We start from the raw sequence: 13821 nt of genomic DNA on the forward strand, positions 1-13821 counted from the left end.
GCCCTGCATATTTATTTTCTGATATCGAAGCGATAAAAGCGATGATGAGATTATTCTTGCCTCTATTTTTTTCTCTGTTGGCGGCTGGCTGCTGCCCCATACAAGGGCCGAATGCCTGCGCCGACAATGCGCACTGGGATATATATAAAGCGAATCTCCGCGTGGAAGATTATGGATTATTCACGGGCCAAACTGATAAGACCCGATTGAAGGATTGGAAAGAGTGCGGCGGTGCGAAAGATGGATCGTATGATATTGACGAGAAAACACGAACCCATGAGGAGTATTGGAGAGAGTCGATGGCATTATTCAATCGCATCCGACTCTGCATGGAGGCAAAAAACTACACCTTCGTCGGAGAATGCGATAGCGAATTGAAGCGCGCATATCCGTCATGCGGTGAAGGCAAGGACATGTCCGGCCCCACTGGCGGCAACCCAGGGCAGGCCTGGAACGCTTCTCGGTTTTCCGTATTTGCCTGGGCGAGTCCTTGATCTGGCGCACGAGGCCAGTGGTGGCTCGCATGACTTGATCGGCGGCACTGTGAGCGGCTTTTACGACGAGCAGGGCAATGCCTGGCGTGGCCTGACGCCTGTGCAGGATTTCATGTATGAAACCTGGACCGGTATTGCGCTGGTGCCCGCCACTCCCTTTGCGTTATCGGAAGCGCTGCCGCCCCAGGCATGGAAAGCGCTGGACATTTTGTTGAGGATGAAGCGATGAAAACGACGATAAGGCTATTTTTTTTCTCCGCTTTTTTGCTGTCGGTGACTGGCTGCTTCTATATCAACAAAAGGGGGTATTTGTGCAGCATCACCGAGTCGCAAACCCTTTGCGACCCCGTGTTGAGCGCGTGGGTTGAGCACGAGGTCCTACCGATGGAGTGGTATTGGCCGCTAAATGGCCAAACAGAGGAAACCCGTTGGGTGGATTGGAAAGAGTGCGGTGGAGATAAAAACGGGGCTTCCATATTAAGGACGCGTACAAGCTTACTGTTAATGACGAACGGTATCGTAGGGAGTCAATGGCATTCAGCGATGAGCTTAAACGCTGCATGCAGAACAAGGGCTACCAGTTCGTCCCCCCGTGCTACCAATTAGAAAGATGCGGCCCACCGCCTCCAGCGCCAAATGGCGTATCGTGGCCAACTTGGGCGTCGGACGTGTGGCCACCGCAATCGCTGGGGGATCGCCCGCCACCGCGGCATTTTTCACCGCCGCGGCAAGAAAGGTTTTGAGCGATGGCGCGCGCCATCACCGTTGGCGCCAGTAAAAGCGACAGCAAATCCACCGCCACCACCGATACGGCCGCCGGTTCAGCCGTGGCCGCTGGCGGCGATGTGCGCATCGACGCCAGCGGCGGGCCGGATTCCAACCTGACCGTGCGCGGCAGCGACATCCGCGCGGGCGGGGACGCGGTGCTCAAGGCCGATGGCGATATCAATCTGCTGGCGGCGCAGAACATCATTGAAACCCGCCGAACCAGCAGCAACTCCAGCGCGGGAGTGGGTGTGGCGATCTCTGTCGGCCAGGGCGGCGCCGCCATGGGCGTCACGGCGAACGCCAGTGTTGGCGGAGGTAAGGGAGAAGGCAAGGACGTCACCTGGACCAACAGCCACGTAACAGCCGGCGAACGCCTGGCCCTGGAGTCCGGCGGCGACACCCGCCTGCGCGGCGCGGTCGCCAGCGGCAGGCAGGTGGTGGCCGACGTAGGCGGCAACCTCAGCATCGAGAGCTTGCAGGACACCAGTAGATTCAAGAGCAGCGACACCCAGATCGGCGGCAGCGTGACGGCGGGGGTGGGGTTCGCCGCCAGCGGCAGTTACGCCAGCAACAAGGTGGATGGCGATTTCGCCAGCGTCGTCGAGCAGTCGCGCCTTGACGCGGGCGACGACGGCTTCACGGTCCGAGTCCAGGGCAACACCGACCTCAAGGGCGCGGCCATCGCCTCGTCCGAAGTGGCGGTGAAGCGGGGAGTGAACACCGTGACGACGGGCAGCCTGAGCGTTAGCGACATCGAGAACCGCAGCCGGTACAAGGCGACAGGGGTGAGCCTGTCGGGAGGCTTCAGTGTTGCCGGCGATGACAAGGCGTCCGCCGCGAAGAAAGAAGGCAGCGCAGGCAAGGAAGAAGGCGGCGCCAGCAAGGCTGGTGAGGCTGCGGCCAGCAATGTCGCGGGCAAAGGTGACGCCTGGTCGGCGCGGAACTTCGGCAACAGCGTCAGCGCCGGCGCGCCTGGCATGAGCGTACGCAAGGGCAGTGAAAGCAGCGTGACGCACAGCGGCATCAGCGGCGCGGCCGTGACCATCACCGACATGAACGCCCAGCGGGAACGCACCGGCAAGACCGCCGATCAGGTGCTGGCCATGCTGGATCGACGCGTGCGGGCGGGCGATGGGGCTGGTGGCCTGACGAAGAAATGGGACGCCGACAAGCTGCGTCGGCAAGTGCAGGCCGAAGCGGAAATCGTCGCGGCGTTCGGCCAGCAGGCCGGCGCCGCCATCGAACGCTATGCGGAACAGAAACGCGCGGAACTGCGCCAGCAGATCAAGGCCACGCAAGACCCCGAAAAGGTCAAGGCGCTTCAGGCACAGATCAACGAGATCAATACGCAGGAGCGGCTGCTGAACGTGGCCGTGGGCGCGCTGGGCGGCTCGGGTGGCGTGGCGGCGCTGCAAGCAGGTTTGTCGGAGGCGGCCGACCGCATGCGGCGGTACACGATCGCGGATTCGAAGAAGTTCGCGGGGATTACCGATGGCGAGACGACGCTGGATAACAAGAGCGGGGAAAGTGCGGGTATTCGGGGCGATGGGTTTAAGACTGCTGGCACGCGGGTGGTGTTGGACAAACTGTGCGGCGATGTGAATGAAAGGTGCAAGATTCAGCGCGACGCTAATAACCAACTCATATTGGATGAAAACGGCATTCCGAAACTTGAGTTGAATGGAAATGGGCGCGTCCAGTTTGATAGGAAAGCCGCAGGGATGTCGTTGGCCCAATTTCTTGAAGACCGAAAAGGCAAAGAAATGGCCGGGCCTACTGGCGGCAACCAAGGCGGACCTGGAACGCTTCTCGGTTTTGGGTATTCGCCAGGGGGAATTCTTGATCTTGCGCACGAGGCTTATGGCGGATCACACGACTTCATTGGCGGCACGCTGAGCGGCTTTTACGACGAGCAGGGCAATGCCAAGCGTGGCCTGACGCCTGCGCAGAATTTTATGTACGAAACCTGGACCGGCATTGCGCTCGTGCCCGCCACTCCTTTTGCGTTATCAGAAGCGCTGCCGCCCCAGGCATGGAAAGCGCTGGACATTTTGTTGAGGATGAAGCGATGAAAACAACGATAAGACTATTTTTCTCATCAGCTTTATTGCTATTAGCGGCGGGCTGCTGCCTCACACTTCCGCGGTATATGTGCGACCCGGTGCTGGATGCCTGGTTGCGAAGGGGACTCAGCCCAATAGACAGGTATTGGCCACTCAGCAACCAAACCGAGGAAACCCGTAAAGAAGATTGGGTGGAATGCGGCGGATATTCCTGGGGCAGCCTTGACATCAAGCCGCTTCCCGATGGGCAAAAACGTACCAAGGAACAATACGATAGGGAGTGGGAGCAACTGTGGGAGACGATTGACATCTGCATGCAGAAGAAAGGCTATCAGTACATTCCCGAATGCCACTCGGTGGAGAATTGCGGCCCGCCGCCGCCCGCGCCAAACGGAGGATCGTGGCCAGCATGGCTGTTGTGGAAGTCGTGGCCGCCGAAAGCGATATGGCAACGATACCGCCTTCCCAAGAAGGGATATGTTTGCGACCCGGTTTTGGATGTGTGGCTTACCAGCGGACTCTTTCCGATACATAGGTATTGGCCGCTGAATAACCAAACCGAGCAAGCCCGCCGGAAAGATTGGGTGGAATGCGGCGGCTTCCCTGATGGAATGCTGGGTCTGGAGCCGCATACTGACGGACAAGCGCGTGCCAAGGAGCAGTCCAATCGGGATTGGGCGCGACTTTGGGATCAGGTTGATCTTTGCATGCGGAACAAAGGCTACCAGTATTTTCCAATGTGCCACTCGATGGATAATTGCGGCCCGCCGCCGCCTGCGCCAAACGGCGAATCGTGGCCGGCATGGCTGTTGCGGCAGTCATGGCCCGAGGAATCACTGTGCCTAAGAATGCGTTGAATCATGGTACGTCGGCAGACCGCACATTGGGTGCTGGTTATGCTCGATCGAAAACGTCCTGAGCAGCGCGGCAAGCAGTGGCCTGACGAAAAAATGGGACGCCGACAAACTGCGCCGGCAAGTGCAGGCCGAAGCGGAAATCATCGCGGCGTTCGGCCAGCAGGCCGGCGCCGCCATCGAGCGCCACGCGGAACAGAAACGCGCGGAACTGCGCCAGCAGATCAAGGCCACGCAAGACCCCGAAAAGGTCAAGGCGCTTCAGGCACAGATCAACGAGATCAATACCCAGGAACGGCTGCTGAACGTGGCGGTGGGCGCGCTGGGCGGCTCGGGCGGCGTGGCGGCGCTGCAAGCGGGTTTGTCGGAGGCGGCGGACCGCATGCGGCGGTACACGATCGCGGACTCGGAGAAGTTCGCGGGGATTACCGATGGCGAGACGACGCTGGATAACAAGAGCGGGGAAAGTGCGGGTATTCGTGGCGATGGGTTTAAGACGGCGGGGGCACGGGTGGTGTTGGACAAACTGTGCGGCGAGGTGAATGAAAGGTGCAGGACTCAGCTCGACGCGAACGGCAAATCCGTACTCGATGCAAACGGCATTCCGAAACTTGAGTTGGATGGAGGTGGCGCGTCCGGTTTGATCGATCCAAGGCTCGAATGACTATGGCCCAATTTCTCGAATCCGATCCAGGTAAGGAGATGTCCGGCCCCACAGGCGGCAACCAAGGCGGACCTGGAACGCTTCTCGTTTTTCCTTATTCGCCTGGGGGAATTCTGGATCTGGCGCATGAGGCTTATGGCGGCTCGCATGACTTCATTGGCGGAACCCTGAGCGGATATTACGACGAGCAGGGCAATGCCCGGCGCGGCCTGACGCCCGTGCAGGATTTCATATATGAAACCTGGACCGCCATTGCGCTAGTGCCCGCCACTCCTTTTGCGTTAGCAGAAGCGCTGCCGCCCCAAGCATGGAAAGCACTGGACATTTTGTTGAGGATGAAACGATGAAAACGACGATAAGGCTTTTTTTCTCATCAGCTTTATTGCTATTAGCGGGGGGCTGCTGCCTCACGCTTCCGCGGTATATGTGCAGGTTGCCCCGGACAAAAGCCTGGATCGGGTACGCGGTCCTACCGATGGAGTGGTATTGGCCGCTAAATGGCCAAACAGAGGAAGGCCGTTGGATGGATTGGAAAGAATGCGGCGGAGCTGAAGACGGAGGGTTCTATCTTAAGAACCAGAACGAGCTTACTGACGAACAGTATCTGAAAGATTCAATGGCATTCAGCGATGAGCTCGAACGCTGCATGCAGAAGAAGGGCTACCAGTTCGTTCCCCAGTGCTACAAGTTAGAGAAGTGCGGTCTACCACCCCCTAAGCCAAACGGCGGATCGTGGCCAACATGGGCGTCGGATGTGTGGCCGCCGCAATCGCTGGGGGATCGCCCGCCGCCGCGGCATTTTACGCGTCGCGGCAATAAGCGCCTTGAGTAATGGCGCGCACCACCAAGACCGCCGACCAAGTGCTGGCGATGCTGGATCGAAGCGTCCTGACCGGCGCGGCAAGCCGCGGCCTGAAGAAAAAATGGGACGCCGACAAGCTGCGTCGGCAAGTGCAGGCCGAAGCGGAAATCATCGCGGCGTTCGGCCAGCAGGCCGGCGCCGCCATCGAGCGCCACGCGGAACAGAAACGCGCGGAACTGCGCCAGCAGATCAAGGCCACGGAAGACCCCGAAAAGATCAAGGCGCTGCAGGCACGGATCAACGAGATCAACACGCAGGAGCGGCTGCTGAACGTGGCGGTGGGCGCGCTGGGCGGCTCGGGCGGCGTGGCGGCGCTGCAAGCGGGTTTGTCGGAAGCGGCCGACCGCATGCGGCGGTACACGATCGCGGACTCGGAGAAGTTCGCGGGGATTACCGATGGCGAGACGACGCTGGATAACAAGAGCGGGAAAAGTGCGGGTATTCGGGGCGATGGGTTTAAGACGGCGGGGGCACGGGTGGTGTTGGACAAACTGTGCGGCGAGGTGAATGAAAGGTGCAGGACTCAGCTCGACGCGAACGGCAAATCCGTACTCGATGCAAACGGCATTCCGAAACTTGAGTTGGATGGAGATGGGCTCGTCCGGTTTGATCCATCGCGGGCCGAAATGTCAATGGCGAAGTTTCTCGAATCCGATCCAGGTAAGGAGATGTCCGGCTCCACAGGCGGCAACCAAGGCGGACCCGGAACGGTTTTCGGTTTCCCGTATTCACCTGGGGGACTTCTCGATCTCGTGCACGAGGCTTATGGCGGCTCACATGACTTCATAGGCGGCACCCTGAGTGGCTCTTACGACGAGCAGGGCAACGCCAAGCGCGGTCTGACAGCCTTGCAGAAAGGTATGTACGAAACCTGGACCGGCATTGCGCTCCTGCCCGCTACTCCCTTTGCGTTATCGGAAGCACTGCCGCCCCAGGCATGGAAAGCGCTGGACATTTTGTTGAGGATGAAGCGATGAGAACGACGATAAGGCTATTTTTTGTCTCCGCTTTTTTGCTGTCGGTGACTGGCTGCTTCTATATCAACAAAAGGGGGTATTTATGCAGCATCACGGAGTCGCAGACCCTTTGCGATCCTGTGTTGAGCGCCTGGGTCGGGTACAAGGTCCTCCCGATGGAGTGGTATTGGCCGCTCAATGGCCAAACGGAGGAAACCCGTCGGCAGGATTGGAAGGAATGCGGCGGAAAGGGAAACGGAGATTTCTCCGTCAAGAATGAGTACAAGCTCACTTTTGAACAGTATCTGAAAGAGTCAATGGCATTCAGCGATGAGCTTAAACGCTGCATGCAGAAGAAGGGCTACCAGTTCGTTCCCCAGTGCTACAAGTTAGAGAAGTGCGGTCCACCAGCCCCTAAGCCAAACGGCGGATCGTGGCCAACATGGGCGTCGGATGTGTGGCCACCGCAATCGCTGGGGGATCGCCTGCCACCGCGGCATTTTTCACCGCCGCGGCAAGAAAGGCCTTGAGCGATGGCGCGCGCCATCACCGTTGGCGCCAGTAAAAGCGACAGCAAATCCACCGCCATTACCGATACGGCCGCCGGTTCAGCCGTGGCCGCGGGCGGCGATGTGCGCATCGACGCCAGCGGCGGCCCGGATTCCAACCTGACCGTGCGCGGCAGCGACATCCGCGCGGGCGGCGACGCGGTGCTCAAGGCGGATGGCGACATCAATCTGCTGGCGGCCAGCAACACCTTCGAAACCGACCGCAAGAGCAGCAGCGTCAGCGCGGGAGTCGGCGTGGCGATATCCGTGGGCCAAAACGGCCTGGCCTTCGGCGTGACCGCCAACGCCAGCGGGGCCAGGGGCCGGGGCGAGGGCAGGGACGTGACCTGGACCAATAGCCACGTCACTGCCGGCGAACGCCTGGCCCTGGAGTCCGGCGGCGACACCCGCCTGCGCGGCGCGGTCGCCAGCGGCAGGCAGGTGGTGGCCGACGTAGGCGGCAACCTCAGCATCGAGAGCCTGCAGGACACCAGTAGATTCAAGAGCAAAGACACCAACGTTGGCGGCAGCGTGACCGTGGGCGCGGGCTTCTCGGGCAGTGTAAACCTTGGCCAGCAGAAGACACACAGCGACTATGCCAGCGTCACCGAACAGTCGCGCGTCGAGGCTGGCGACGGCGGGTTCCAAATAAGAGTCAGGGACAACACCGACCTCAGGGGAGCCGCCATCACGTCGTCGGAACAGGCGGTCAGGGATGGTTTCAACACGCTGACCACCGGCACACTCACCACGAGTGACATCAGTAACCACGCCGAATACTCCGCCAGCAGCATCAGTGTTGGCGGCGGGTACAGCACTGGCAATGGCGACAGGAAGGAAACCGGGCCCGGCGACGGTGTGGGTACCAACCAGCAGGGGCAGGCCGCCACCGGCGGCCAGGTGCCCGGCAGTACCCTGCCGACCCTGGGCAACTTCAGCGCCAGTCTGCCAGTTGTCATGGCCGCCAGCGGCAACAGTGGCAGTACAACTCGCAGCGGTATAAGCGGCGCGCAGGTCACTATCACGGATCAAGCCGGCCAGCAGGCCGCGTCGGGCAAGTCGGTCGACGAAATGATGGCCGAACTGAACCGTGAGGTGTTCACCGGGCAGGACGGCGCCAACGCCCTCAAACCCATCTTCAACGAACGGGAGATCAGGGCTGGCTTCGAGATTGTAGGGGCCCTTCAGCGAGAAACGGGAGTCTTCCTCAACAACCGCGCCAGGGAAGCCGTTGCGGCAAAAGAAACCCTGGATCGCGAACTTGATAAACCGGATACGGAACGCGATCCAGCCCGCATCGCGGCTCTCCAGCGACAGATAACCGACAGCGCTACATGGGCGCCGGGAGGAACTGGGCGTCAGCTTCTGACGGCTCTCACCGCAGCCGTTGGCGGCAATGTATCGGCGTCGGGCGCGCAGTTCACCCGTAATCTGGTTGCAAGCTATGTACAACAACAAGGCGCCGGTTATATCGGAGACCTGGTTGCAAAGGGGATTGTGAAGGAGGGCAGCCCGGCCCATGCCGCGCTACATGCCATCGTCGCATGCGCTGGGGCATCCGCGGCCGGCAAGGGATGCGGCAGCGGCGCACTCGGTGCCGCAACCAGCAGCCTCTTGACCAACCTTTTTGACGAAAACCCCAGCGATAACGCGGAGCAGAAGGAGGCAAAGCGAAACCTGCTGGCCACCCTCGTGACCGGAATTGCCGCCGCAGGGGGCAGTGATGCATCAACGGCGAGCAGCAGCGCAATTTCTGCTCTCGACAACAACTACCTCACCCAGGGCCAGGAACGGCGCCTTAATGAGGAGCTGAAGGCATGTGAACAACGAGGTTGTTCCGAGGAAGAAAAGCGCGAAGTCTGGGAACGCTGGAGGGCAATCTCCGAATTTCAGCAAGATCAATATCTCAACCAAGCTGTGCTCGGTTGTGAAGGCCGGGGATTAAGTTGTGTCACGCAAAACTATATTGCGGCCTCCAGGGTGGCCGGCGAAGGTTCGGGCATCGAAGGGGAATCCCCCCTTACAGAGGAAATCCGAGACTATCTCAAGTCCGAACACTCTCAAATCCGAAACCAGGCGCTACTGAACGGCTTCGGCGAAGTGGTCAATGGCCCCAGGAGTAATCAGGATTACGCCATACAGGCGTCTGCTGACCTACTGATTGCAGGCATCACCACCGCTTATCAGTCAATATCAGGCGAATCACCAAAGCCGTCAAAACCTTTGGTGTCAGGATACGACCCGAAGTCTTCGGTTAAACCTTTCGCCTTCGTCGAAGTCAATGGCAACTCATATCCCGTTTATACCTACGAGGATGCCAAGAAGCTGCCACCAGGTACCGGGGCGATTTTCACTACACAGGGAGGGGATCAACGAGTTTCGTCCGGTATATCGACACCATCGGGCAAGTATGATGCACAAACCCCGGGCGCGATGAGTGATGTGAACAGCCGCCAGAGATTGGTATTCACTCTGCGGTACAACAATGACGTGACAGGACCTTCAGCGCGTGGTAAAGGTTTCAATATTGTCCGTTTCGACGGCTATAAAATTCAAGGCAATACCTTGATACCTCTGGACAGCAAGAACAATACCCACTCAATGTATGAAGGGTCAAAGGCTCTTCAGGACGTAACGCGGCAGCAATCTGCACTAAATCAAAATGGCGTTTATGCTGAGTGGCACTTGCCGACTGGTACCAAGGCGAACCACGCGCAAAGGAAGCTAGATTTGAATTTTGGTGTCGACTCAAAGTCAAAGTATTCTAACCGAATTACTGTCCGAACCAGAGGGAAACGTAAGTGAGCTATAACGTCATTCGAGTATTACGCAAGATGAACTTTAATGAGGACGTGAAAGTTCTCTACTCTGGCCTCTGCACTGCGTTGGCTGAACTTGACCAGCCGTGGGGACTCGGTGGTATTGATGTATTGCCGCTAAAAGGCGGAAAACCAGGTAATACAGCATACGGAGTTAACTATCGCCTTCGGGGTGGTGCAAAAAGGCTTGAAATCGGTCTCTGCAACCGAAATCGTGATCCAAATGCAGACTATATTTACTACCTTCATGATCACCTTTTTGTCGAATTCAATGCAGCCAGGAAAGGACAGAACCTTCACTATATATTCGACGAGGTAGTTCCTTTCTATGTGCGAACCTTCGGCGCTTTTCGGGTCACAGTGGAGGACTTAGATACGCTTGTTCGATTTGGGGAAGCGTTACGTTCAATGAGTCAGGAGGCTTACGAGACCTTCATGGCAAGCGACCGCTCGCCGGAGACCACTTGCTCCAATATCTGGCAGGTCAACTACTGGGCCAGCGAACAGTGCAATAACTATTTTGGCCTCACCCCCGAGCAGGTTGTGAATGCCGTCAAAGGCCAGGTCGCCCGCGCTGATGTGCTGGAGGGCGGTGCCTATATCGTTGTCTCCTACGACCCGATGAGCACTGACGAAGTAGAGCTGATCACACCAAAACTGATGCCATTGCTCCGGAAATAAAGCGGGACTACGGCTTTTGCCGACTTTGGGCAGTACAGCAATGACGTGAAAGGGCCGTCGGCGGGCGGTAAGGGGTTTCACACCAGGCACAAACGCCCCAATTTTCCGGGAGTCGGCCTCATGCCTCAGCCCCTCCGCGAGCGTCAGCTTTCAGAATTGGGCTGGCTCGTTCTGACGCCAGCACATGGCACACAGCGTGGCGGCTTATCTACTTCTGCGCCAGCATCTGGCCCTTGGCCGTATCGATGTAGCTGCGCGCGCCGAGATAGCGCTTGGACCAGTACGGATTCTTCATCTCGTCCACGCGCACCTTGGCGCCTCGGCGCGGGGCGTGCACGAATTTGTCCTGGCCGATGTAGATGCCTACGTGCGAGGTGATGCCGCGCCCGCGGGTGGCGAAGAACACCAGGTCGCCGGGCTTGAGCTGCTTCTTGTTGGACACCGTGTCGCCCTGGGTGCGCTGCTGGCGCGCGGTGCGCGGCAGTTCCAGGCCGGCGATCTCGCGAAACACGTACAGCACCAGGCCGCTGCAGTCGAAGCCTTCGGCGGCGTCGTCGCCGCCCCAACTGTAGGGCGTGCCGATGGCGGCCAGGCCGGCTTGCACCACGCGTTCGCGCAGGGTGGGCACGGTGGGTTCCTGCGCCAGGCTCAGGCCGGACAGGGTGGCGCGGGCTTGTTCGGAGGGGATGGACGCCTGGGCGGCGCCGGGTAACCAGGAGAACGTCAGGGCCAGCAGGGGGGCGGACAGGAATGCGGGCAGGCGGAACAGGGCGGATCGTGCTTTTCGCGTAGGCGGCGTCATTACGTCACTTCAGGAATCGGAGTGGGCGGCATGGCTTTGTCGGGTCAGACAAGCCGGCGGAAAAGGGCGCAGGGGAGGCTTGAGCCTCGCAAACTGCCTTCGCATTGTAATGGAATAAAGTTTCATTACATTTGTAGTGCAATGCAGCATTCTGGCGGGGCGCCCGTTACCTGCGGCGGTGGGGAAAAGGTAACGGGCGCCGCGCCTGGCGGCTAGAAACTGCCGCGCAGGCCGACCATCACGGCGCGCCCGCCTTCGGGAGCGACGTCGCGCAGCACCGAGGTGGCGTAGCGGATGTCCTGGTTGGTCAGGTTGATGCCGCGCACGTAGGCCTGCCATTGCACTGCGGCGACTTTGAAGCGGTAGCCGGCGGTGGCGTCCAGGCTGTAGTAGCCGGCGGTGGCCGTGTCGTTGTCCGGGCGGCTGTGCTGGGCGAAGGCCTTGGACACGCTCAGGCCGGCGCTGTAGGGGCCGTAGCCGTAGTCCAACCCCACCCGCAGGCGCAGCGGCGGAATGCGCGGCAGCGAGCGGCCGGTGTCGCTGTTGCGGGCCACGGTGTAGTCGCCCGACAGGCCCAGGTCCAGCTTGTGGCCGCCCGATTGCAGCACGCGCGTGCTGCTTTCCGCTTCCACGCCGTACAGGCGCGCGGACACGCCCTGGTAGCGGGCCTCGGGCAGGGCGCCGTCATCGCCGGCCGCGACCAGGTCGCCGTCATCGTTGCGGAAACGGCCGGTGTTCATTTCGGCCAGGTAGTTGGAGAAGCGGCTGTAGAACACGCCGACGCTGGCGCTGTCGGCGTCCTTTTTGTAGCGCAGCGACAGGTCGCCGGACCAGGCGCGTTCCTTGGCCAGGTTCTGGTCGCCCAGCAGGTATTGGCCGGTGGCGGCGTGCGGGCCGTTGGCGTACAGCTCGTAGAAGGTGGGCGCGCGCTCGGTGTAGGCGGTGTTGGCGGCCACCGACCAGGCGCTGTCCAGCTTGTAGATGCCGCCCAGCGAGAAGCTGCCGGCGGTGAAGGTGCGGCGGTTGGAGCCGTCGAAGCGTTCGTTGCCGCCGCCGCCCGGCGTCAGGCGGGTGTGGTCGGCGCGCGCGCCGGCGCTCAGCGTCAGGCGCTCGTTGATCTTCCATTCCTCCAGCGCGAACAGCGCGGCGGAATCGGTGTCGGTGGTGGGCACCAGCGCTTCGTCGCCCAGCGCCGAGAAGCGCGTCTGGCCCAGTTGCAGGCCGACCACGCCGCGCAGCGGCCCGATGTCGGCGTGGCGGGCCTCGATGCGGGCCTCGTAGCCGCGGTTCTTGAAGATGGTGCCCGTCTCGCCGTCCTCGATTTCCTTGTGCTGGTAATCGGTGTAGGCGAAGTTCATCTTGACGCTGGTGAACAGGCCTTCCAGGTCGCGCAGCTCGCTGGCGAAGCCGAAGCGTTCCTGGCGCATCCTGATGCGCACGTCCGGCTCGGCCACCGAGCCGTAGTTCGAGTCGTAGCCGCTGTAGGACAGGCCGGCGTAGCCGCGGTCGCCGGTCCAGGACATGCCGAGCGCGCCGCCGCTGGCCTGGCCGTCGCTGTTGGGCAGGGTGCCGCGCGGCTGGTCCCGGTCGGGGCCGTCGATCGCGCGTTGCTGCGAGGTGCGGGCGTAGCCGGGAATGCGCAGGTCGCCGGTCTTGCGGCTGAAGGCGTCGGCGTGGATGGCGAAGTTGCCGTCGCCGCCTTCGAGCTGGATTGCGCCGTTGCGGTCGTTGTTGGCGCCGCCGTAGCTGCCGGCAACGTCGCCGTGGATGCCGTCGATGGGTTCGGTGGGAATGCGGTTGTCGATGGTGTTGACCACGCCGCCGATGGCGCTGCCGCCATACAGCAGGGCGGCCGGGCCGCGCAGGATCTCGACGCGGTTGGTGGACAGCGGGTCCTGTGGCACCGCGTGGTCGAACGACAGGGACGAGGCGTCGAGCGAGCCGACGCCGTTGTTGAGCAGGCGGATGCGGTCGCCGTCCATGCCGCGGATGATGGGGCGGCCCACCATCGGGCCGTAGGTGGTGGTGGAGACGCCGGGCAGCCCGTTGAGGGTTTCGCCCAGGTTCGAGGCGCGCCGCAGGTCGAGGCCGGTGCCTTGCACCACCGTCGACGGCGAGGCGAGCGCTTCGCTGCCCAGCGGATTGGCGGTGATGATGACGGGCGACAGCGTGGTGGCGTCGGCGGCGGCCTGGGCGCGGGCGGCCTGCGGCAGGGCCAGCAGGCAGGCGAGGGCGAGCGGGCTGAGGGTGAAGGCGCGCAGGGACGAGCGCGTCCCCGCAAAGGAAGAAGCAATAGACATGGTGGCAGTC

Annotated in this window: 12 protein-coding genes; 10 read left to right on the top strand and 2 right to left on the bottom strand. The window is 61.0% G+C overall.

Features of this window, described 5'->3' with window-relative positions; genetic code table 11:
* Window positions 1-56 precede the first annotated feature (56 nt).
* The 10 genes from AAID08_RS13140 (at window position 57) to AAID08_RS13185 (ending at window position 10709) form a co-directional block, all read left to right on the top strand.
* Window positions 57-494, top strand: a complete 438-nt coding sequence (locus AAID08_RS13140) for a hypothetical protein (RefSeq protein WP_175188737.1) — start codon at window positions 57-59, stop codon at window positions 492-494.
* A gap of 34 nt (window positions 495-528) precedes the next feature.
* Window positions 529-723, top strand: coding sequence for a hypothetical protein (locus AAID08_RS13145; protein WP_395757725.1), 195 nt, complete (start codon window positions 529-531; stop codon window positions 721-723).
* 517 nt (window positions 724-1240) lie between these two features.
* Complete coding sequence (locus AAID08_RS13150) at window positions 1241-3334, top strand: hemagglutinin repeat-containing protein (protein WP_395757726.1); 2094 nt, start codon at window positions 1241-1243, stop codon at window positions 3332-3334.
* A complete protein-coding gene (locus tag AAID08_RS13155) occupies window positions 3331-4182 on the top strand; it encodes a hypothetical protein (RefSeq protein ID WP_326339597.1) in 852 nt (283 codons plus the stop codon). The genes AAID08_RS13150 and AAID08_RS13155 overlap by 4 nt, the downstream gene beginning before the upstream one ends.
* Window positions 4183-4303: 121 nt before the next feature.
* The gene (locus AAID08_RS13160) at window positions 4304-4843 is read left to right on the top strand and encodes a hypothetical protein (RefSeq protein WP_395757727.1); all 540 of its coding nucleotides are present in this window, start codon (window positions 4304-4306) and stop codon (window positions 4841-4843) included.
* A gap of 2 nt (window positions 4844-4845) precedes the next feature.
* Window positions 4846-5190: a hypothetical protein gene (locus AAID08_RS13165; RefSeq protein WP_395757728.1), complete on the top strand. Its 345-nt coding sequence runs from the start codon at window positions 4846-4848 to the stop codon at window positions 5188-5190.
* Between the two features lie 484 nt (window positions 5191-5674).
* Complete coding sequence (locus AAID08_RS13170) at window positions 5675-6682, top strand: hypothetical protein (RefSeq protein WP_395757729.1); 1008 nt, start codon at window positions 5675-5677, stop codon at window positions 6680-6682.
* A complete protein-coding gene (locus tag AAID08_RS13175; protein WP_395757730.1) occupies window positions 6679-7191 on the top strand; it encodes a hypothetical protein in 513 nt (170 codons plus the stop codon). Before AAID08_RS13170 ends, AAID08_RS13175 begins: the two co-directional genes overlap by 4 nt.
* Window positions 7192-7194: 3 nt before the next feature.
* A complete protein-coding gene (locus AAID08_RS13180; protein ID WP_395757731.1) occupies window positions 7195-10014 on the top strand; it encodes a hemagglutinin repeat-containing protein in 2820 nt (939 codons plus the stop codon).
* Window positions 10011-10709 carry a hypothetical protein gene (locus tag AAID08_RS13185; RefSeq protein WP_175142381.1) on the top strand — a complete coding sequence of 233 codons (699 nt, stop codon included), beginning with the start codon at window positions 10011-10013 and terminating at the stop codon, window positions 10707-10709. Before AAID08_RS13180 ends, AAID08_RS13185 begins: the two co-directional genes overlap by 4 nt.
* Before the next feature lie 208 nt (window positions 10710-10917).
* Here the strand turns inward: AAID08_RS13185 and AAID08_RS13190 are convergent, their stop codons facing one another.
* Window positions 10918-11511 carry a C40 family peptidase gene (locus AAID08_RS13190; RefSeq protein ID WP_175167355.1) on the bottom strand — a complete coding sequence of 198 codons (594 nt, stop codon included), beginning with the start codon at window positions 11509-11511 and terminating at the stop codon, window positions 10918-10920.
* Between the two features lie 212 nt (window positions 11512-11723).
* Window positions 11724-13811 (bottom strand): TonB-dependent receptor, encoded by a 2088-nt coding sequence (locus AAID08_RS13195; RefSeq protein ID WP_064522999.1) that lies wholly within the window; start codon window positions 13809-13811, stop codon window positions 11724-11726.
* Between the last annotated feature and the right edge of the window lie 10 nt (window positions 13812-13821).

The organism is Achromobacter sp. EB05 (assembly GCF_044232075.1).
In the GTDB taxonomy this organism is placed as follows: domain Bacteria; phylum Pseudomonadota; class Gammaproteobacteria; order Burkholderiales; family Burkholderiaceae_B; genus Achromobacter; species Achromobacter dolens.

Bases quoted from the DNA above. Each gene is read 5' to 3' on its own strand.
- AAID08_RS13170 (WP_395757729.1), top strand. From the start codon at position 5,675: ATGGCGCGCACCACCAAGACCGCCGACCAAGTGCTGGCGATGCTGGAT.
- AAID08_RS13165 (WP_395757728.1), top strand. From the start codon at position 4,846: ATGGCCCAATTTCTCGAATCCGATCCAGGTAAGGAGATGTCCGGCCCC.
- AAID08_RS13190 (WP_175167355.1), bottom strand. From the start codon at position 11,511: ATGACGCCGCCTACGCGAAAAGCACGATCCGCCCTGTTCCGCCTGCCC.
- AAID08_RS13155 (WP_326339597.1), top strand. From the start codon at position 3,331: ATGAAAACAACGATAAGACTATTTTTCTCATCAGCTTTATTGCTATTA.
- AAID08_RS13180 (WP_395757731.1), top strand. From the start codon at position 7,195: ATGGCGCGCGCCATCACCGTTGGCGCCAGTAAAAGCGACAGCAAATCC.
- AAID08_RS13195 (WP_064522999.1), bottom strand. From the start codon at position 13,811: ATGTCTATTGCTTCTTCCTTTGCGGGGACGCGCTCGTCCCTGCGCGCC.
- AAID08_RS13175 (WP_395757730.1), top strand. From the start codon at position 6,679: ATGAGAACGACGATAAGGCTATTTTTTGTCTCCGCTTTTTTGCTGTCG.
- AAID08_RS13150 (WP_395757726.1), top strand. From the start codon at position 1,241: ATGGCGCGCGCCATCACCGTTGGCGCCAGTAAAAGCGACAGCAAATCC.